The organism is Photobacterium sp. GB-56 (assembly GCF_003026105.1).
In the GTDB taxonomy this organism is placed as follows: Bacteria; Pseudomonadota; Gammaproteobacteria; order Enterobacterales; family Vibrionaceae; genus Photobacterium.
The window spans coordinates 1-18,872 of sequence record NZ_PYNW01000026.1 but is presented as its reverse complement, the minus strand read 5'-3'; the positions used below and the strand labels follow the sequence as shown (position 1 = coordinate 18,872).

The window sequence follows — 18,872 nt, the reverse complement described above, 5'->3', positions numbered from 1 at the left end:
CTTTGTCACAAGAAAAATATTTTAGGGATGAGCTTGCTTTTTTAAAAGAGCAAGGCGTTGCTTTTGCCGAAGTACATCCTCAATTATCTCGTTTTTTACAAGGGAAAAATACAGATCCTGATGTTGAACGATTATTAGAGGGCTTTGCTTTTTTAACGGCTCGTTTACGTGAAAAAGTTGAAGATGAATTTCCTGAGCTCACACATTCTATAATCAACATGCTTTGGCCTAATTATTTAAGGCCTGTACCAAGCTTGAGTATTGTTCAATTTACACCGATTGAAAAAGCAATAAGTGTTCGTCAAACAATACCAGCAAATACAGATGTTGATAGTGAAGCGGTGTTCGATACTGTGTGTCGGTTTAGAACTTGCCGAAACCTAGATATTTATCCTTTGGAGTTGGTTGATGTTGCGACTACCCATAGCCGGGAGTCGTCAATCATTGATTTGAATTTCGATGTATTAGGCGAACAAAGTTTACCCGATATAGATCTAAAAGCGCTGTCATTGTTCTTGGGTGGACATCAGTACAGCGCGCAGATGCTGTATTTATGGCTAAACCATTATTTATCACATATTGAATTAGTGTGTAGTGATAAAACGATAGCGATTCCTGCATCACAATTTAAAAGCTGTGGCTTTGATTCCGCTGATGCTGTAATGCCATATCCAAAAAATGTTTATGAAGGTTATCGTATTTTACAAGAATACTTAACGTTTCCAGATGCATTTTTATTTGGTGATTTGGTTAATCTTGATCGTTATATCACGCCGGATATGGGTAGAAAGTTTCAATTGAAATTTGTTTTTTCAAGAACGCTACCTGCCGATGTTCGCGTACGTAAAGATAGCTTTAAATTATTTTGTACACCGATTATCAATCTATTTACTCATGATTCTGATCCTATCGATTTAACGGGAAAGCGGGCGGAATATCGCATTGCACCTTCAAGTCGTCTTCCTGCTCATTATGAAATTTTCAGTATTGATCATGTAGAAGGGCGACAAGAGGATCACAAGTTACGTTCAAAGGGGCAAAAGCGTGTTTATACCTCTTTTGAAAGTTTTCAACATGAAATCGAACGTTCTCGCCACCGATTAGCGCTCTATTACCGCGCAAGGGTGAGAGAGAGTGTAAGAAATGATGGTTTTGATCATTACATTTCATTTGTTCGTGGGGATGAAACGCTAAATGTCGGAACCAGTGAAGCGATTTCATTGCAGTTAACGTGTACGAATCGACAATTGCCATTGGAGTTAGGGATTGGTGATATTTGTGTGCAAACAAATAGTTCACCGTCTTTTGTGACTTTTTCTAACATCACAGAACCAACACAGCCGTTAAGGCCGACGTTAGATGGCAGCTTGTTGTGGACATTGATTTCAAATTTATCGCTTAACTATCTTTCATTGCTTTCGAAAGATGCACTGTGTTCTGTACTTCGAGCTTATGACTTTAGAGCACTTGTCGATAGACAAGCTGAGCGTGTTGCTAAACACAGACTTGATGGGATCGTAAAAATTACATCTAAGCCAATTGAACGGATCATCAAAGGATTACCTGTTCGAGGTTTACAGTCTGAGTTAGTGCTTAACGAAGAAGCGTTCAGCTCTGAAGGGGATTTGTATTTGTTTGGGAGTGTGTTAAGTCGCTTCTTTTCTTTGTATGCAAGTATCAATTCATTTCATGAGCTTATTGTAATTAACAGTGTCAATCAGGAACGATATTCATGGGGAACGCAGACGGGTCTACAGCCTTTGATATAGATCTTGATTGTGACCATCTTGCATCCGATCAATTAGCAATAGTAGAGCAACAAGTTCGGTCTTACGACTTTTATCAATTAGTCGAACTTTTACAGCGCTTAGCTGATGAAGATCCTGAGACCGAAGGGTGGGAAACACATTGTCGTTTACTGTTTAAAGCCAATCCGAGTTTAGGGTTTGCTGCGAGTGATATTTCAAAATTAGAGATATTGGAGCAAGGTGGTTTCTGTTTAGAAACGACGTTCTTTGGATTAAATGGTGCTCAATCACCATTACCGGGTTTTTTATTAGAAGAAATAGCATCTGAGAGTGAAACGGGGTTAAGACGGCATTTTCTCGATTTCTTTAATAACCGACTATTGGCGTTGGTATATCGAATTTGGCGTAAATACCGTTATTACATTCGGTTTAAAGAAAATGCCAGTGATGCCTTCTCTTCTCAGTTATTTGCCTTAGTCGGCTTGGCTGATGAAGACCTTCGTGGTGAAACCGCAATTAACTGGGGGAAAATGCTTTCATACGCCGGTACATTAGCTGGTAGAAGCCGTTCCCCACAAATTGTTGCAGGTATCATTTCTCATTGTTTTGATTTGGATAACGTTGTTATTCGTCAGTGGGTAGAGCGTAAAGTAGACATACCCAATCATCAACGAATGTGTCTTGGAAATGCAAACTGTGAGTTAGGTGAAAGTACAATTATTGGCTCGACGGTTCGTGATTGCACGGGAAAATTTGTTATTGAGATTAAAGATCTTACCCAATCACGATTCAATGATTTTTTACCGTCAGGCAAAGAGTATTTGCCATTTTGTAAGCTGGTTGAATTTATTCTTCGTGAGCAAATGGCATTTGATCTGGAGTTAGAGCTTAAAGAAGACGAAGTACCTTCATTGCAATTGATACAAGGCTCAACGCTGTCGTTAGGTTGGTCTTCTTTCTTAGGTGAGACGAATAATAACCGTAAAGTTTGTATACAAGTTCGTCAGTAAAGGGGCTAAAAATGGCGGAACAACAACGACTAAAGTTAAAAGTTACTAATACTCGGTTCTTAGAACCGGGTTTGTCGGCAACGAAAGAATTTTCATCTGCTGGTGGCGCGATTGGTTCTAGTTCATCGAGTTTTTGGCACCTAGCTGATAGAGACGGAGTTTTGGAACCGGTTCACTGTCAGATCACAATGATTGATGGCTGTTTTTGTATCACTGATATTTCGAATCAAACCTATATCAATGGTGCTTCAATGCCGATTGGTTGGCACAAGCATGCGCGTTTAAATGAAAATGATGTTATTTCAATTGGTCCTTATTTCATTCGTGTTTCTATCGGTGAAGCATGCACTGAAAATGATAAAGACATTGAAGAGATGCTATCTAAATCAACTGATATTGATTTATTTGGTGATGAGCTAGATGTCACAACTAAGGATCAAAAAGCGAATGTGGATGATCCATTATTAGCACTCGATCAACTCAAACATAAAACAGAAGTTGAATCGTTAATTACACGAAATAAGCCAGCAGTATCTCTTAATAATACACAGTCATTAATTTCTGAATGTGATTCGTGGATTGGTGATGCCCAGACAATACAAGCCGATACTGAAAATGACACAACGTCAGCTATTACATTAAGCGGTTTTAAATCTACGTTGAATGCTGATGAAAAATCATCGGGATACATAGCGACTACTTTAAATAGCAAGGAACTTAGAATGGACGATAACACGCTGGATCTGCTTGAAGAAGAAATGGGACGAGGTTTTTCTGGTTCGAATAATAATTCGATGGTAGCAACAGATGAAAACCATTTATTAACGGGTCCGCTATTTCGTGGTTTAGGCGTTAGAACGAATAACAGTGATGATCTAGCTGAAATGCAATTGCTATCTGAAGAGATGGGAGCATCATTACAAGCTGCAGTAAAGGGGTTAATAGAACTTCATCAACAAGTTAATACCAGTCGATATGGTGTGATGAATAAGAACTTGCAACCCATTGAAGATAACCCGTTACGACTTGGTTTAAGTTATGACGAAACAGTACAGGTTATGTTTGATAGCCAACGTAGTCTTGTTCACTTATCTGCACCAGCAGCCATCGAAGAAAGTCTTCGCACAGTTAAAGATCATAATGATGCTGTACATACTGCAATTAGCGAGGCACTGAATCAAATTATTCAAGCCTTTTCACCTGAAGTGTTGATGCGAAGGTTTTTACGTTATCGTCGTCCTGGCCAATCGGTTGGTGAATCACCAGAAGCATGGGCTTGGGAAATGTATCAAAGTTATCATAAAGAGTTGACTTCAAATCGTCAGCATGGATTTGAAAAGCTATTCTGGGAGATTTTTGATCAATCTTACGATAAAAACCTGCGTGATAAACAACAAGAGGTGTAGCTGGATGAAATCGTCGTCTTTGTTCCACATGGTTTTTATTTTTGCCTTAACGTTGATGGGTTGTAGCTCTAAATATGATCCGGCATCAGAGCCAAGTACGATAACAATCAGCATGGTGAGTACCGATTCAATAAATACGAATGGGAATAATGAACCCTCACCAGTTGAATTAAAAGTTTTCGAACTTGAAGATGACTCTATGTTTAATTCAGCATCTTATGATCAGCTAGCTTTTGAATATAAAAAAGCACTAAAGAGTAATTATGTTGATGTTTATGATTATGTCATGCTGCCGAATAAATTTAAGTTCGTCGAAGAAATGAAATTAGATGAAGACACGCGTTATATCGGTGTGATGGCTTTATTTTCTGATAGCGATAATAGTGATTGGAAAAAGTCTGTAAAAGTAAAAACGTTAGGTCGTGATTATCACTTGCTTATTTATTTAAAAGATAATCAAGTTGTGCTAGATAGGGTTGAGTAGATGTCATCAAAAAACCGAGTAATATGGAATGAAGGTTTATTTATTAAACCTCAACACTTCCAACAGCAGCAGCGCTATTTTGAAAGCATCATTGATGAAAGACTTAATTCTGTCAGTCTCTATTTATATGGAATAACAGAATTAATCTTAAATTTGGAATACCTAAGTTTTGGTCGCATCGCAATTGAACGTGCGGCTGGTATTATGCCTGACGGCACACCTTTTAATATTCCTCAGCAAGACATGTTGCCTGATGCGTTGGAAGTGACTGATAGTTCATTAGCCAATCAAATTATTTATTTAGCGATCCCTTTACGTAGTGATTCACTAGCGGAAGTTAGTTGGAATGACACTGCGGGTGGTATGACACGTTATAAATGTAAACGTGAAGAAGTTAGAGATATCCAATCCATTCAAGGTGACAGCTGCTTAATGGACGTCGGCTCAACAAGTGTTCGCCTATTGCTTGGTAAGGATGACCGAAGTGCTTACGCGTCTATTGCTATTGCACGAATTTTAGAAAAACGTCCTGATGGCAGTGTGATGTTGGACGACAACTTTATTCCTTGCCATTTAAATGTGAAAGCAGTACCTCGATTACAGCGCTTTGTCGGTGAAATGGCAGGTTTAATGAGAGAGCGAGCAAAAAATATTGCATTACGTTTAGGCTCTCCTAATCAAGGTGGCGTTGCCGATGTGGCAGATTTCATGTTACTTCAGATGCTTAATCGCATGCAGCCAAGGCTTCAGCATATCGCGCATTTACGTAGTATTCATCCTGAAGAGTTATATAAGGAACTCACTTCATTTTGTGGAGAACTAGCGACTTTTACTGATGAAAGTCGTATGACGCCCGAGTTTGCAAGTTATAACCATGACATGCCTGAGCAGGCATTTATGCCTGTGATGTCTATGTTACGACAGGCATTGAGTATTGTTCTTGAGCCGCGTGCCGTATCTATTCAATTGCATAAAAGAAAATACGGTCTCATGGTGGCCTCAATTCAGGACACTAACTTGGTTACTGATGCTGAGTTTATCTTGGCTGTACGTGCTCGTATTCCGCAGGAAGAGTTGCGTAAGCTATTTATGCATCAAACAAAAATTGCGTCTGTTGAAAAGATTCGTGAACTTATTTCATTGCAGTTACCTGGTATTCCATTGTCGCCATTGCCTGTGGCTCCACGTCAATTACCTTACCACGCTGGATACACGTACTTTAAATTGGACAAGACGAGCCAAACTTGGCAGATGCTTAATAATTCAAGTGGCTTTGCATTCCATGTTGCAGGTGATTTCCCTGAACTTGATCTTCAATTTTGGGCAATCAGGAGCTAATGATGATGGATCATACTATTCAAAAGAAAGGCCGTATACGCGACACGCACTATGATGATTTACTGTATGACAATGTAGAGAATACAAATCTTGATCAGGACTTTTGGTTCCAATTACGCGGTAGCAATATTAATTTATTGATTGATGCTGCAACGCCGTTAATGGGCATGACGTCACGTATTCGTAGTTTAAGTAGCTGCGATAATATTGAAGAAATTTATCATCAAGTTGTTGAAGAAATTAAAGCGATAGAGGTAGAGCTCACCGAAGCAAGTTATGATCATGCTGTGATCCTAGCTTATCGCTATGTTCTCTGCTCCTTTATCGATGAAGCGGTAATGAGTACTTCTTGGGGAGCGGATAGCATATGGGCTGAACATTCATTGCTGACGCGTTTTCACAATGAAACATGGGGTGGAGAAAAAGTTTTCTCGATCTTATCTCGATTAATAACTGAGCCAGAACGTTATCATGATTTATTGATGTTTATTTATCTTTGTTTGATGCAAGGATTTAAAGGTCGATATAAGGTGATGAATAATGGTCAAGAAGCGTTTGATAAAGTCGTTTCAAATCTTTATGAAACGTTAAGAAGAATAGATAAAGAACCGAAACCGTTAACTACCGCAACAAAACATGTTGCACAAAAAAAATATAAGTTAACGAGACAGATTCCTCTTTGGGCTGTATTTATAGGTTTTGGTCTATCTTGGGTTGCTATTTATATCGCGTATTCAATCTTACTTAATAATAAATCTTTAGATGTTTTAACACAGCTTAATCACATTCTTCAATAGGACTTCATTGTGATCAGAATAGAACTCCCTGTACTCATCAATAAATTAAATGCACAAACAAAAATTGCATTAGAACAGGCTTCATCGTTATGTATGAGCCGTGAAAATAATGAAGTTACTATTGAGCACCTTTTATTTTCTATTCTAGAAAATCCTTTATCAGATATTAGGGTTTTACTTGAACAAGTTAATTTAAAAACGGATGTTGTTAAGCAGTTGTGTGGTGATGCAATGCCGCATGATAAAGGGAATGATACATATCCGAGCTTTTCACCTTTACTGGTTGAACTACTTCAAGATGCATGGTTATTAGCATCAACAGAAATGAATGAAGCAGAGTTAAGATCGGGTCTTATTTTCTTGGCAGCACTTATTAGCCCCGATCGTTATTTAAGTTTTAGCCTAGTAAAAGCCTTTGAAAATATTAATCGAGAGGCTTTACGTAAAGAGTTCACATCACTTGTAGCGGATTCTGCTGAAACACCTGTTGTAAATTCTGGCGAAACAAAAGCGCCACTAAATGTAAACTCTGGTGATAGTGCGCTTAATCGTTTTTGTTCAAATGTTACAGAGCAAGCTCGCCAAGGTAAGTTAGATCCTGTCTTATGCCGCGATAATGAAATTAATCTAATGATTGATATTTTATGTCGTCGACGCAAAAACAATCCCATCGTTGTCGGTGATGCTGGGGTTGGAAAGAGTGCCGTTATTGAAGGTCTCGCTTCACGTATTGAATCGGGCAAAGTGCCTGAGCAGCTTCAGCGTGTTGAGCTATGGTTGCTTGATCTAGGGCTTATGCAAGCAGGGGCATCAGTAAAAGGTGAATTTGAAAAACGCTTGAAGTCAGTGATTGATGAAGTAAAAAATTCACCAGTGAAGATCATTCTTTTCATCGACGAAGCTCACACTTTGATTGGTGCTGGTAATCAAGAGGGTGGTGGTGATGCTGCGAACTTACTTAAACCTGCTTTAGCTCGTGGTGAATTATGTACAATTGCGGCAACAACGTGGAAAGAGTACAAAAGGTACTTTGAGAAAGATCCCGCCCTTACTCGACGCTTCCAGTTAGTTAAATTGGATGAGCCAACAACCGAGCAAGCTGTTGATATTATGCGTGGTCTGCACAGCGTGTATGAAAATGCGCATAATGTATTGATCAGTGATGATGCGCTACGTGCGGCAGCAGAATTGTCTGCTCGTTATGTATCTGGTCGTCAACTTCCCGATAAGGCTATTGATGTCTTAGATACGGCTTGTGCACGTATTGCTATTAATCTTACAGCACCTCCTCGCAGAATTTCTGAGATTGAAAGTGGTAGTTATCAACGTCAGCTTGAAATTCAAATGATCAATCGTCAGCAATTATTAGGCAAAGCCGTTGATGAAGAACGACTATCGGCATTAGTAGAAAAAGATTTAGAAGAACAAGTTGAGTGTGAATCTCTCTACAAAGATTGGCAGCAACAAAAAGAACTTGTTACTGAGATTATCGATACACGCCAACAGCTCTTATCGCCGATGACTGAGCTATTGCCAGAGCAGAACGATGATGATGAATCTTGCTTGTCGGTTGATGAATTACAGAATCGATTGGTCGATCTTTATTCTCAACTAGCACTCATTCCTCATGACGAGTTGCTCATTTATCCTGAGGTTGATGCGGCGCAGGTTGCACAAGTCATTGCTGACTGGACGGGAGTGCCTGTCGATCAGATGAATACTGATGAGTTAGCTAAAATTACTGAGTTGCCCTCTGTATTAAATTCAATGATTAAAGGTCAGGATATCGCATTGGCGAGTATTCATCGCCATTTATTGACTGCGCGTGCTGATCTTCGTCGTCCAGGCCGACCTCAAGGTGCATTTTTATTAGTTGGTCCAAGTGGTGTGGGTAAAACAGAGACTGTGGTTCAACTAGCCGAGCAGTTATATGGTGGGCAGCAATTCTTAACCACCATAAATATGTCTGAATATCAGGAAAAGCACACAGTTTCTCGTCTTATTGGTTCACCCCCGGGCTACGTTGGTTTTGGTGAGGGTGGCGTATTAACTGAATCTATTAGAAAGATGCCTTATTCAATTGTTTTACTTGATGAGGTAGAAAAAGCACACCCTGAAGTCTTGAATCTGTTCTATCAAGCTTTCGATAAAGGCGAACTTGCTGATGGCGAAGGGCGTTTAATCGATTGTCAAAATATCTTGTTCTTCCTAACGTCAAACCTTGGTTATCAGACCATTGTTGATTATGCAGAGCAGCCAGAACTGATCGAAGAAAAGATGTATCCAGAGTTGGCGAATTTCTTTAAACCCGCATTGTTAGCGCGTATGGAGGTAGTGCCTTATTTACCTCTGAATAAGGACGTTTTAGCACAAATTGTTCGAGGAAAACTCTCACGATTAGAGAAGTTATTAACTTCTCGTTATAAGGCGGAAGTTGTTATTGAACCATGCCTTGTTGAAGAAATACTTGTACGTGCAACGCGCTCTGAAAATGGTGCACGTATGTTAGAAGCGATCATTGAAGGGCAGATGTTACCGCCAGTCTCTTTAGCTTTGTTAAATAAACTTGCTCATCGTGAAGCGATTACACGTATTTGCTTAACGGTAGAAAATGGCGAGTTCTACAGTGAGGTGGAGTAATTGTTATGCAACAGTGGTTTCATTATACCTCAGCATTAATAGGTTATCGTGACCGAGCCAAACTCACTGATTTCTATATGAGTGCGTTAAAAGAAGAGCTTGCATTAACGGCCAGTTATATCATTTATCCGACGGATGACGGTCGCACTTTATTTGCAACAGAAAATCAATCGTGGGTATGGGATGTAAATGATTTTGATCATCCCTTTTCACACGTACTTCAGCAAGCGTCAGTTGTTTTACTTGATCGCCAACAATTGGTTTATTGGCAACAAAATGATTCGTTTAAGCAGTTATCTTCGCAAGTAGATGCATCAAGTAGTTTGCTTATTGTTCCTTTAATGAATAGTCAAAACCATGTGACGGCTATACAAGTATTCATCGGTGAACAAAAGCAGATTAACAATTTATTATCTGATGAAAACTGGCGCGAGTTTAGCTGTGCCTTTATTTCTCAGTGGTTACTCATTAGAGATATGGATGCGCAGTCTTCTCATAAAAAGCAACTTAGTGACTCGATTACACGACTAAAAGCAGAGCATCAGAAAAAGAGCGCATGGTCAGATATGGCATGCAAGCTCATTGGAAGCAGCTCTGTAATGAAACAGTTACGAGAACAAATAACAGTGGCTGCTGGCTCAAACCTTAGTGTACTTATTCAAGGTGAAACCGGAACGGGTAAAGAGTTAGTCGCAAAAGCACTACATAGCTTATCAGAACGATGCAAAGAGCCTTTTGTCGCGATTAACTGTGCGGCAATACCTGAAAGCTTGTTAGAAAGTGAACTGTTCGGTTATGAAAAAGGGGCATTCACAGGCGCGGTAGCTAACCGTAAGGGACTGATAGCTCAAGCTAACGGCGGGTCATTATTTTTAGATGAAATAGGAGAGTTATCTTTAGGTCTTCAAGCGAAGCTATTACGTGTGCTCGAGACATGCCAATATCGTCCGGTTGGCTCTAATAAAGAGCAATCTTCTAATTTTCGTTTGATCGCTGCAACGCATGTAAATTTACGTCAAAGTGTAAATGATGGTGGCTTTAGACAAGATCTTTATTATCGCATTTATCAATACCCATTATTGCTCTCAAGTCTTAATGATCGAAAGGGGGATATTGAAGAGTTAGCTTCTTACTTTATTCAGCAATATAACAATCGTGAACAACGAAATATTTTGGGTTTATCTCCCAAGGCGTTAGATCACCTTAAAGAAATGAGTTTTCCCGGTAATGTCCGTGAATTACGTTCGTTAATAGAAGTGGCGTGTGTACAAACTGAATGTGATGATCTTATTCAAAAAAAGGTGTTTGTAGCAAAATTACCATTAGATATTAGTCTTCCTATAAAAGACACGGTTGCGCCAAAAGACGATTTTTCAAGCATAGATGATTTACGCATTGCAGTGGAATTGTATGAGAAAGCAATTATTAACGAGCGATTAAAGCAATATAACGGTAATCGTGCAAAAGCAGCTGAAAGCCTGGGTTTACCTAAACGAACACTTGCACATAAGTGTCAAAAGTTGGAGATCCAGTTTAAATGAAAAAGTCGTGGATGATATATACGTTACTGATCGGGTTGAACACCTTTTCTATGACTGTTTTTTCTCAACCGAGTACGCAAACCAAGTTGAGTCGCGCTGAAGCTTGTCGTGATATCCCTTCTAAACTTGAGCGGTTACAGTGCTTTGACGCTATTTTTGATACACCTGTAGAGCAAGTGTCGATCAGTCAAGCAGATGTGAAATATCCATCGTCATGGCTTCGTGCCGTTGATAGTGAGAAAAAACGGGATAAAAGATCAGGGTTTATTTTTCATCAGTTAGATAGCAGTAATCAGGCTTCTCGAATGTGGTTAACGTCTGCTGCTGTTCGTTCATCAGAGCAGCTAAAAGATCAGAAAGCCCCAATTTTGATGTTGGAGTGTTATGAAAAAATCACCCGTGCCGAATTGATCTTACCGACTCCGGTTAAAGCAGGAAAAGTTGAACTATCAATACCGGGTTCTCCTGTTATTACACAAGAGTGGATGAGTGATGAAACAGGGTATGTATTACGTTCTGGACGAGGTTTACCTGCTATTAGAGCAATAAAAGCGATGATTTCTTCACCGCAATTAATTTTACGTTCAAATGTGGCTGATATTGATCATCTGGAATTTGATAACTCCAATCTAGCAGAGGCCTTAGAGCCGATGCGTGAAAATTGTCGCTGGTAGGAGTGAATCATGTTGAAGGGAACTTTAAGGGAGCAACTTCTCGCTCCGATATCACCGGATAACCCAGTAGGAGAGCGTTTAAGAGATCATCCTCAATTAAATTTTATCGATGATCAGATGATGAAGGTCGGTACTCTTTCTCATGGAGAAGTGCAATGGCATGAAGTGGAAAGTTGTGCCGTAAGCTTACTTTCAGAGCACACCAAGGATCTGAAATTACTGACCGTATTGATGCAATGTTTACAGCATCAGGCAACACCAGAGCGTTTTTCATTGTCGATAGGTGTATTGGTTGATTTTCTCTCTAATTTTTGGCTTGAATGCCAACCATTTCCAGGGGCGCGTGGTGAAATACACCGCAAAAAATTCTTTAATCAAATTTGTCAGAGAACGTATGTTGCCGCAGACAAGTTAGATTGGAGCCTATTCAACAGTGATTTAAAACAAGTGTTGGAGGCATTACTTGAAGAGCTCGATAATCAAGCATCTTCGCTATCACTGCCTGTGGATATTATTAACGATATTTCTGCGCGTGTTCGCGTTAACTTGGGACAGGCTGGTCGTGATAATCATGAGAATAAAATTAAAGCTCCACAACCATCACAAGATGTTGCTGTTTCGTCATCTTCAGTCATTACGAGTCAGACGTCGACTGGAACCCCGGTTTCTATTCCTAATTTAGATATAGATAACAGCAGTGAGCGTGCTTTTAAAAATTCGTTATTGAAAGCGGTAGATTCGCTAAATGAACTTGGTAGTGATGCAATAAAGCTGAGTATTCGTGTGCGTCGTTTTGCTATGTGGTTTTCAATCAATACCTTACCAGATGCAAATGCTCAAAAAGAAACGCAACTAATGCCCGTTTCATCAGATCGTATAAGTGATTATGAAGAGTCTTTACAGCGTGGTGCGGATATTGAATTGTGGAGTCGCGTTGAAGAAAGTTTAACTAAGTCACCTTATTGGTTAGATGGACACTTTCTTAGTTTTCGTATTGCCAAGGCGTTAGGGTTGGATGATTGGGCTTCAATTATTAAAGATGAACTTCAGTCATTTGTTGATCGCTTACCAGCACTACTGACTTATTCATTCAAAGGACAAGTTCCTTTTGCAAGTGAAGCTACAATCGCTTGGCTTCTTAACCAAGATAAAAGCGTTAAAGTTGCTCAAATTACTCAACAAGGTAGCTGGAATGAAAAGCGTACAGAGGCATTACAGTTAGCTGATGATGAAGGAATAGCACCAGCCTTAAGCATGCTTGATGAAGGATTATCACAAGCGACAGAACCCAGAGATGCTTTCTATTGGCGATTACTATCTGCAGATGTCATGGAAGCTCATTCACTCTCTTCTATGGCAACGGTGCAATACCAGACGTTATATCGGCAAGTTAATGAAATGTCGGTGACTGAATGGGAACCATCATTACTCGCCCAACTTAAAAATAATATTGCCGAACAATAACACCGGGAAATATCATATGTTGAATTTAATAAGACCGCTCATAAATAGGCTTCTTTCAGGTGTTAAATCATCAATGCCTATGCTTATGTTTACAATCTTTATTCTGATTAATGTTGCCATTTGGTGGGCAGGCCCATGGTTAAAAATTGGTGACCAACAACCATTCACCTCTGTGGCTTCTCGTATCGTTATGAGTGTTATTTTTTCCTTATGCTGTTTTGCAGTATGGGGATTTATGCAATGGCGCAGTTTGAAACGTATTCACAAAGATAAAGATCGTGAAGAAAGGTTACTTGACGATCCGATAAAGCGTTTAGAAGAGCGTCAAGAAACAGAATTAAACCAAGTGATGGGGGAGTTGAAACACAGTTTAAATAAGCGTAACTACCTTTATTCCTTACCTTGGTATCTGGTGCTAGGTCTAGAGAATGCAGGCAAAACAAGCTTAATTAACCGTTCAAGCCAAGATTTTGTATTTTCAAATGTAATGAGAGCCTCGGGTAAGAAAAGTGAAAACCCTTATTCTTTTGACTGGTGGATTGGCGATGATGCAGTATTAATTGATCCTGATGGGGAGTTGTTAACGCAGCGCCAAAATGAGAAAGATAATGATGGCGAGATGGAGCGTCGTCTTTGGTTAAACTTTGTTAACTGGCTTGAAAAAACACGATCTCAGCGTCCATTAAACGGTGTTGTTATTGCTCTAGATATTGAGCACTTAGCGAGCTCTACGGTATCGGAACGTCGTGCGTACGCGAACCTTTTGCGTGCACGTTTGAGGGAATTAATGGAAATTCTCTCTACCCGTATGCCTGTATATATAACGTTGACAAAGTTTGACCTTTTGCATGGTTTTGAACCCTATTTCCGAAGCTATACTCAAAGCCAACGTGAAGAAGTCATGGGGTTTACATTCTCGCTTGATACTGTTGAAGACTTTGATAAATGGCTGACTGAATTCGATAATGATTATGAAGAGTTTATCAATCGAATTAATGACTCTTTGCCTGCGGCATTGCGTCACGCAACGGATAGTGATGATAGGGCTGCCATTTATAGCTTCTCTCGCCAGATAGCAGGCTTACATCACATACTAAAGCAGCTATTAAATGATGCTTTTGTTAGTGACCAATTTTCAACACCGGCCCTTATTCGTGGTATGTACTTTCTGTCTGTTTATCAACAGGGCGTACCAACAGATGTATTTGTTGATGCTTCTTCCCGACGATATGGGCTGTCGAATAGCATTAACAGTGCGCAGCACTCGAAAAACTCAACGACTTACTTTATTAAGAAACTTTTTAGTGAAGTTATATATCCTGAGGCGGGTATAGCGTCAGATAGTTTGCGTGTGATAAAGCACAAACGAAAGGTGATGGCTGTATCTGTTCTCACTTGTTCAATTGCTTCTGTTCTCTTAATTGGTAGCTGGCAACGTTATTATCAGCAGAATATCTCACATCAAAACGCTGTTCTTGAGCAAGTTAGTGAATTTAAGAATGAATATTCTGATGTGAAATTGATGCGAACGGAGCAGGAGCTATTAGAGCCATTAAATTCAATTCGCAATGCCACCTTAGAATTTGGAGTGTTTCAAGATAAGTCAAAATATTTATCTGATATGGGGTTATATCAGGGGCACGCTATTGGACCTAAGGTAGAAGAAACGTATTTAGGTCTTTTACAGTTTCGTTTTTTACCTGCATTAATGAAGCAACTTGCTTTGGATATGAAAAATGCTGATTCAGAGCAACAAGAGCTGGCTGCATTACGTACTTTTAGAATGCTAACAGATCTCAGTGGTCGCCAAAATAATGTTGTATTAGGTTACTTTTCGAGCTTATGGCAAAACGCATTTCCTAATGATGCAAAAACTCAAGATCAGCTATTAGAACACTTAAATTATGCTTTGTTGCACACTGATTTACAGGGACTGCGAAATCAAAGAAATAAGAGTGCGGCCGCAGTATTAAAACCTTATGATAACTTAATTGGCAATACACAAAGCGCTCTTAGCTCTGTTGCTCTGGCGGATCGTGTTTATGACAGTTTAAAACGTTCAGCTGCTGAAACTTTAGGTGCACCGCTAAATTTGAAGAAGTCTGTTGGACCAATGTTTGAATCTGTTTTCGAAGAGCGTATTCAAGATAATGCGCTTGTTATTTCACAATTGTTAACCCGCAAAGGTTTTAATAGCTACTTTTTACCTAAGGTTGAATCTTTATCTGATATCGCGTTGGCTGACAGTTGGGTTCTTGGCGAATCAACAGTTGCGAAATTTAGTGAAGAAGATAAGCAGGTTTTACGTAATAAAATTCGTGATCTATATGTAGAAGATTACATAAATACTTGGCAGCTTGCTCTTAATAACTTAGATATAAAATATTTCTCAGATATTGATGAAGCGGTAAGTATTTTAGGGAACCTGGTTGGTCATAATCAGCCAATAGAACGTTTTGTTAAAACTGTTGACGTTAACACAAGGCTATTTCCTAAGTTATCTGAAAATGATGATGCGCGTTTAGCAATGATGAAATCTCCTCAATACCGTGTTGCTTCTTCGATTGCATTGCCGTTTGCTGATATAGATTCAATGTTAGAAAAAAATGGTAATCAACCTGCATACTTACAAGAAGTCATGTCTTCGGTACAAAAACTTTATCATTACATGAAAGCAATTCAAGATGCTCCTGATAAAGGAAAAGCTGCACTAGAAGCAACGAAGGAAAGATTAGCATTAAAAAATAACGATCCAATTTTCGCATTAAACCAAATGGCGACAAATTTGCCAGCACCGCTTGATACCATAGTAAAAGGTATTGCTGATGAGAGTTGGTATGTACTAAAACAAGAAGCAATTAAGTATGTAGAAGTTCGTTGGCAAAATGATGTTTATAAAGAATATCAAGAGAAGCTGATAACACGCTATCCATTTAATCATAATGCGTCGAAAGATGTATCATTAAAAGACTTTGAGTCATTTTTTGCGCCTAATGGAACATTGGATAATTTCTATAAAAATGATCTGAAGCTATTTATTGATGACAATATTTCTTTAGGAAATAATGGTGAAAACTCAATATTACGTGGTGATGTGCTAAAGCAATTTGAGAGCGCTAAGAAAATTCAACATGCATTTTTTAACCGTAAAGGACTGTTGGATGTCGAGTTTACAATTGAGCCTGTTAGTTTGAGTGCAAATCAACTTCGTAGTGTTATTAATGTTGATGGTCAATATATCGAGTTTAGTCATGGCCCGCGTCATCCTACAGAGGTTATATGGCCAAATACTCTCCGAGAAACGGCAATTTCCAAGCTTTCTTTAGTGCCTTCGGCAGCAAACTTGTCACCAAGAGCTGTTACTGTTCAAGGGCCTTGGGCATTCTTCCGATTATTAGAAAAAGGAGAAGTTGTAAGCGCAAGTTCTACTAGTGTGGATTATAAATTTGCGCTTGATAGTGGGAATGTCGTTTATCGTTTAAATTCGGAAGCGGATGCCAATCCTTTTACTACGTCTTTGTTTAAGAATTTTAAATTAAGTAAGACGTTGTATTAATCAATTAGAAAATGGTAGGAGGCGAGTCATTTCGCTTCTTACCATGATTTGATCTAAGTTAACTTTCTAATTTTTTGTCTTTCGATGATGTAGATAAAATTGGGGATTAATGTGCATTGTTACATTACTCCTTTTATCGTTCTATTATCCGGTATGAGCTGAAAGGTTAGGGAAAACAGAAAATTATGGCGGAAATAGATATGACTAGGTTTTTAAGAGTAAATTGGTTGCTATAAATATTTCAGAAATTCGGGCAAATTATTGCCTACGTACATTATTTAGTATTATTACGTTCAGTAAATTTAAAGGGCTATCTGATGAGTAATGACGTAATAACGGTTGGCAGTAAAACCACAACTGGCGGCTCTGTTATATCAGGTCACGGCGGTGTAATTATAAATGGACAAAAGGTTGCCCTTGTTGGTGATATAGCAACTTGCCCATGTGGAAGCAAAAGTTGTAGTGGTCAAGGGCCTATTATTGCTCAGTCACCAAGAGCTGCAAATGTGTTAGGTACAAATCTAGCACGAGTAGGTGATTTTGTTGATACTGGGTGTGGTAACTGTTTTCTTGAAGCAAGTTCTCATCAGGTAAGTTTAAGCACATCAACCGCCACCAACTTAAATATGGGAAGTGGTGTTAACTTTGGTAATGGCGTCAATATTAATTAATGGTAGTGATGTAACCTTTGGTTCTCATTTAAGTACAACAGCAGGAACTAACAAATATTTCTTCTGACTCGTTGTAATTGAATAAAAAGCACTTCTTGAGTAATTAGGAAGTGCTTTAAAAATAATATTAATTACTGGGTAGATAATTAATAAAATACTCGCGGGTGAGCGCCATCAATGTAAATCACTTGTTTTACAGAATCTACCTTTTCTTGAGCTTTTTTATTCGCAGCAATTAAAGCTTCTTTTTCTTTAGGTGGTTGAGTAAAACTGATGCCGTAATCGTAACCATTAAATAACTCACTTGCTTTGGCTATGAAGTATTTTTGCTGGCTTGATAAGGATTTATCATTAATGCTATTTAATAGATAAACTCGCCATGCATGGTTAGAGCCAATTTTAATTCCTTGCTCTGTCAGGTTTTTGTACCGTTCACCTTGAGTACGTTTTTTTTCACCCTCATACCCCATCAAAGCGTCAATAGCCGGTATAAAGTTATTAAATTGCGCATAATTAAGAAGTTTTACTGCAATATTTTCCATATCCTTGTCAGGGTTTTTCTCATTGATAATTAGATTCGAATATTCGACAAGCGGGTAATAATAGTGATTGTCTGCTGCATTGATAATGGCGTTAATATATTGCTCGTGGGTTAAATCTGGTTTTAATATCGTACTGTAATAAACGGCACGAACGTCACCTGTTTTTGCTTGTTCTGCAAACAGTTTTTGTGCTTTTTCTACCCACTTCTCACTGCATTGTTTTTTAAAATACATATTACAATAGCGGCTATCTGGTGAAAAAAATAGAGCGGCATAGGGGTTACCTAACTCTGCTGCTTCCATTAACATTTTTCCGGCCTTCGGGGTATCATATATGCTCGAACCGTAGGTAATGGTGGCTAACCAATACATCGCTTCTGGATTTTTTTTATCAGCTAAAGGTTGAAGTGTTTTTTCAGCTTTTCCCCATAACTTACGCTGAATATTCAACACTCCTTCAAAAAGTGGATCACCAGGTTGATAGATACTCGCGATATCAATAGAAGGGTTGATACTTGATATCGGGTTTTCTGATAAAAATTGTTCAAACACAGCAATATCGGCCTTTTGTGGCTCTGTTGCTTTTGAGCAACCGGTTAAGGCTAAAAAAGAGAAAACTAATAGAAGGGTAGTAATAGTTACTTTCATGCATTTAAGGCCTTAACTTAACGGACTGAGAAGCTAATTGATTTTAATGGCGTATAGTACACCTAAAAACAATTGGGCAATAATTTGCTTTAATATTGATTAAAAAAGCGCTTCCTTTTTATTTAGGAAGTGCTCAAAAATAATTAACCTTCAGGTACGTGAGCACCATCAATATAAATCACTCTTTTTACAGAATCTGCTTTTTCTTGAGCTTTATTATTTGCAGCAATCAAAGCTTCTTTTTCTTTAGGTGGATGAGTAAAGCTTATTGCAAAGTCATCACCATTAAAAAGTTCAGTTGCTTTTGCTGCAATATATTTCTCTTTTTCAGATAAAGAGTCATCTTCAATACT

General features: G+C 38.8%; 14 protein-coding genes. 12 read left to right on the top strand and 2 right to left on the bottom strand.

Annotated elements, in window-relative coordinates; all coding sequences use genetic code 11:
* The first annotated feature begins 2 nt into the window (after nt 1-2).
* The 12 genes from tssF (at nt 3) to C9J42_RS20185 (ending at nt 17,329) form a co-directional block, all read left to right on the top strand.
* Entirely contained in the window at nt 3-1,769 is a 1,767-nt protein-coding gene (gene tssF, locus C9J42_RS20240) for a type VI secretion system baseplate subunit TssF (RefSeq protein WP_107208738.1), read from the top strand.
* On the top strand, nt 1,733-2,758 hold the full coding sequence (gene tssG / locus C9J42_RS20235) for a type VI secretion system baseplate subunit TssG (protein ID WP_107291407.1): 1,026 nt from the start codon (nt 1,733-1,735) through the stop codon (nt 2,756-2,758). Before tssF ends, tssG begins: the two co-directional genes overlap by 37 nt.
* Nucleotides 2,759-2,769: 11 nt before the next feature.
* Nucleotides 2,770-4,164: a type VI secretion system-associated FHA domain protein TagH gene (gene tagH / locus C9J42_RS20230; RefSeq protein ID WP_107261978.1), complete on the top strand. Its 1,395-nt coding sequence runs from the start codon at nt 2,770-2,772 to the stop codon at nt 4,162-4,164.
* 4 nt (nt 4,165-4,168) lie between these two features.
* On the top strand, nt 4,169-4,648 hold the full coding sequence (gene tssJ / locus C9J42_RS20225; protein WP_230627086.1) for a type VI secretion system lipoprotein TssJ: 480 nt from the start codon (nt 4,169-4,171) through the stop codon (nt 4,646-4,648).
* Nucleotides 4,649-5,986 carry a type VI secretion system baseplate subunit TssK gene (gene tssK, locus C9J42_RS20220; RefSeq protein ID WP_107261975.1) on the top strand — a complete coding sequence of 446 codons (1,338 nt, stop codon included), beginning with the start codon at nt 4,649-4,651 and terminating at the stop codon, nt 5,984-5,986.
* Nucleotides 5,986-6,783: a type IVB secretion system protein IcmH/DotU gene (icmH, locus tag C9J42_RS20215; protein WP_107208742.1), complete on the top strand. Its 798-nt coding sequence runs from the start codon at nt 5,986-5,988 to the stop codon at nt 6,781-6,783. Before tssK ends, icmH begins: the two co-directional genes overlap by 1 nt.
* Before the next feature lie 9 nt (nt 6,784-6,792).
* Nucleotides 6,793-9,423, top strand: coding sequence for a type VI secretion system ATPase TssH (gene tssH, locus C9J42_RS20210; protein WP_107261973.1), 2,631 nt, complete (start codon nt 6,793-6,795; stop codon nt 9,421-9,423).
* 5 nt (nt 9,424-9,428) lie between these two features.
* Complete coding sequence (locus C9J42_RS20205) at nt 9,429-10,964, top strand: sigma-54-dependent Fis family transcriptional regulator (protein ID WP_107261971.1); 1,536 nt, start codon at nt 9,429-9,431, stop codon at nt 10,962-10,964.
* Nucleotides 10,961-11,638 (top strand): type VI secretion system-associated protein VasI, encoded by a 678-nt coding sequence (vasI, locus tag C9J42_RS20200; RefSeq protein ID WP_107208745.1) that lies wholly within the window; start codon nt 10,961-10,963, stop codon nt 11,636-11,638. Before C9J42_RS20205 ends, vasI begins: the two co-directional genes overlap by 4 nt.
* A gap of 9 nt (nt 11,639-11,647) precedes the next feature.
* Complete coding sequence (gene tssA, locus C9J42_RS20195) at nt 11,648-13,102, top strand: type VI secretion system protein TssA (protein WP_107208746.1); 1,455 nt, start codon at nt 11,648-11,650, stop codon at nt 13,100-13,102.
* 16 nt (nt 13,103-13,118) lie between these two features.
* The gene (gene tssM / locus C9J42_RS20190; RefSeq protein WP_199189218.1) at nt 13,119-16,658 is read left to right on the top strand and encodes a type VI secretion system membrane subunit TssM; all 3,540 of its coding nucleotides are present in this window, start codon (nt 13,119-13,121) and stop codon (nt 16,656-16,658) included.
* Between the two features lie 317 nt (nt 16,659-16,975).
* Nucleotides 16,976-17,329 carry a PAAR domain-containing protein gene (locus C9J42_RS20185; RefSeq protein WP_005365472.1) on the top strand — a complete coding sequence of 118 codons (354 nt, stop codon included), beginning with the start codon at nt 16,976-16,978 and terminating at the stop codon, nt 17,327-17,329.
* 146 nt (nt 17,330-17,475) lie between these two features.
* Here the strand turns inward: C9J42_RS20185 and C9J42_RS20180 are convergent, their stop codons facing one another.
* Together C9J42_RS20180 and C9J42_RS21550 are read right to left on the bottom strand one after the other, a co-directional pair.
* Nucleotides 17,476-18,519 (bottom strand): hypothetical protein, encoded by a 1,044-nt coding sequence (locus tag C9J42_RS20180; protein ID WP_107208747.1) that lies wholly within the window; start codon nt 18,517-18,519, stop codon nt 17,476-17,478.
* A gap of 143 nt (nt 18,520-18,662) precedes the next feature.
* Nucleotides 18,663-18,872 (bottom strand): hypothetical protein (locus tag C9J42_RS21550; RefSeq protein WP_158259529.1); only part of this gene is annotated, 210 nt, incomplete at its 5' end.

Bases quoted from the DNA above. Each gene is read 5' to 3' on its own strand.
- C9J42_RS20180 (WP_107208747.1), bottom strand. From the start codon at position 18,519: ATGAAAGTAACTATTACTACCCTTCTATTAGTTTTCTCTTTTTTAGCC.
- tssA (WP_107208746.1), top strand. From the start codon at position 11,648: ATGTTGAAGGGAACTTTAAGGGAGCAACTTCTCGCTCCGATATCACCG.
- C9J42_RS20205 (WP_107261971.1), top strand. From the start codon at position 9,429: ATGCAACAGTGGTTTCATTATACCTCAGCATTAATAGGTTATCGTGAC.
- tssJ (WP_230627086.1), top strand. From the start codon at position 4,169: ATGAAATCGTCGTCTTTGTTCCACATGGTTTTTATTTTTGCCTTAACG.
- tssM (WP_199189218.1), top strand. From the start codon at position 13,119: ATGTTGAATTTAATAAGACCGCTCATAAATAGGCTTCTTTCAGGTGTT.
- icmH (WP_107208742.1), top strand. From the start codon at position 5,986: ATGATGATGGATCATACTATTCAAAAGAAAGGCCGTATACGCGACACG.
- tagH (WP_107261978.1), top strand. From the start codon at position 2,770: ATGGCGGAACAACAACGACTAAAGTTAAAAGTTACTAATACTCGGTTC.
- tssG (WP_107291407.1), top strand. From the start codon at position 1,733: ATGGGGAACGCAGACGGGTCTACAGCCTTTGATATAGATCTTGATTGT.
- C9J42_RS20185 (WP_005365472.1), top strand. From the start codon at position 16,976: ATGAGTAATGACGTAATAACGGTTGGCAGTAAAACCACAACTGGCGGC.
- tssK (WP_107261975.1), top strand. From the start codon at position 4,649: ATGTCATCAAAAAACCGAGTAATATGGAATGAAGGTTTATTTATTAAA.
- vasI (WP_107208745.1), top strand. From the start codon at position 10,961: ATGAAAAAGTCGTGGATGATATATACGTTACTGATCGGGTTGAACACC.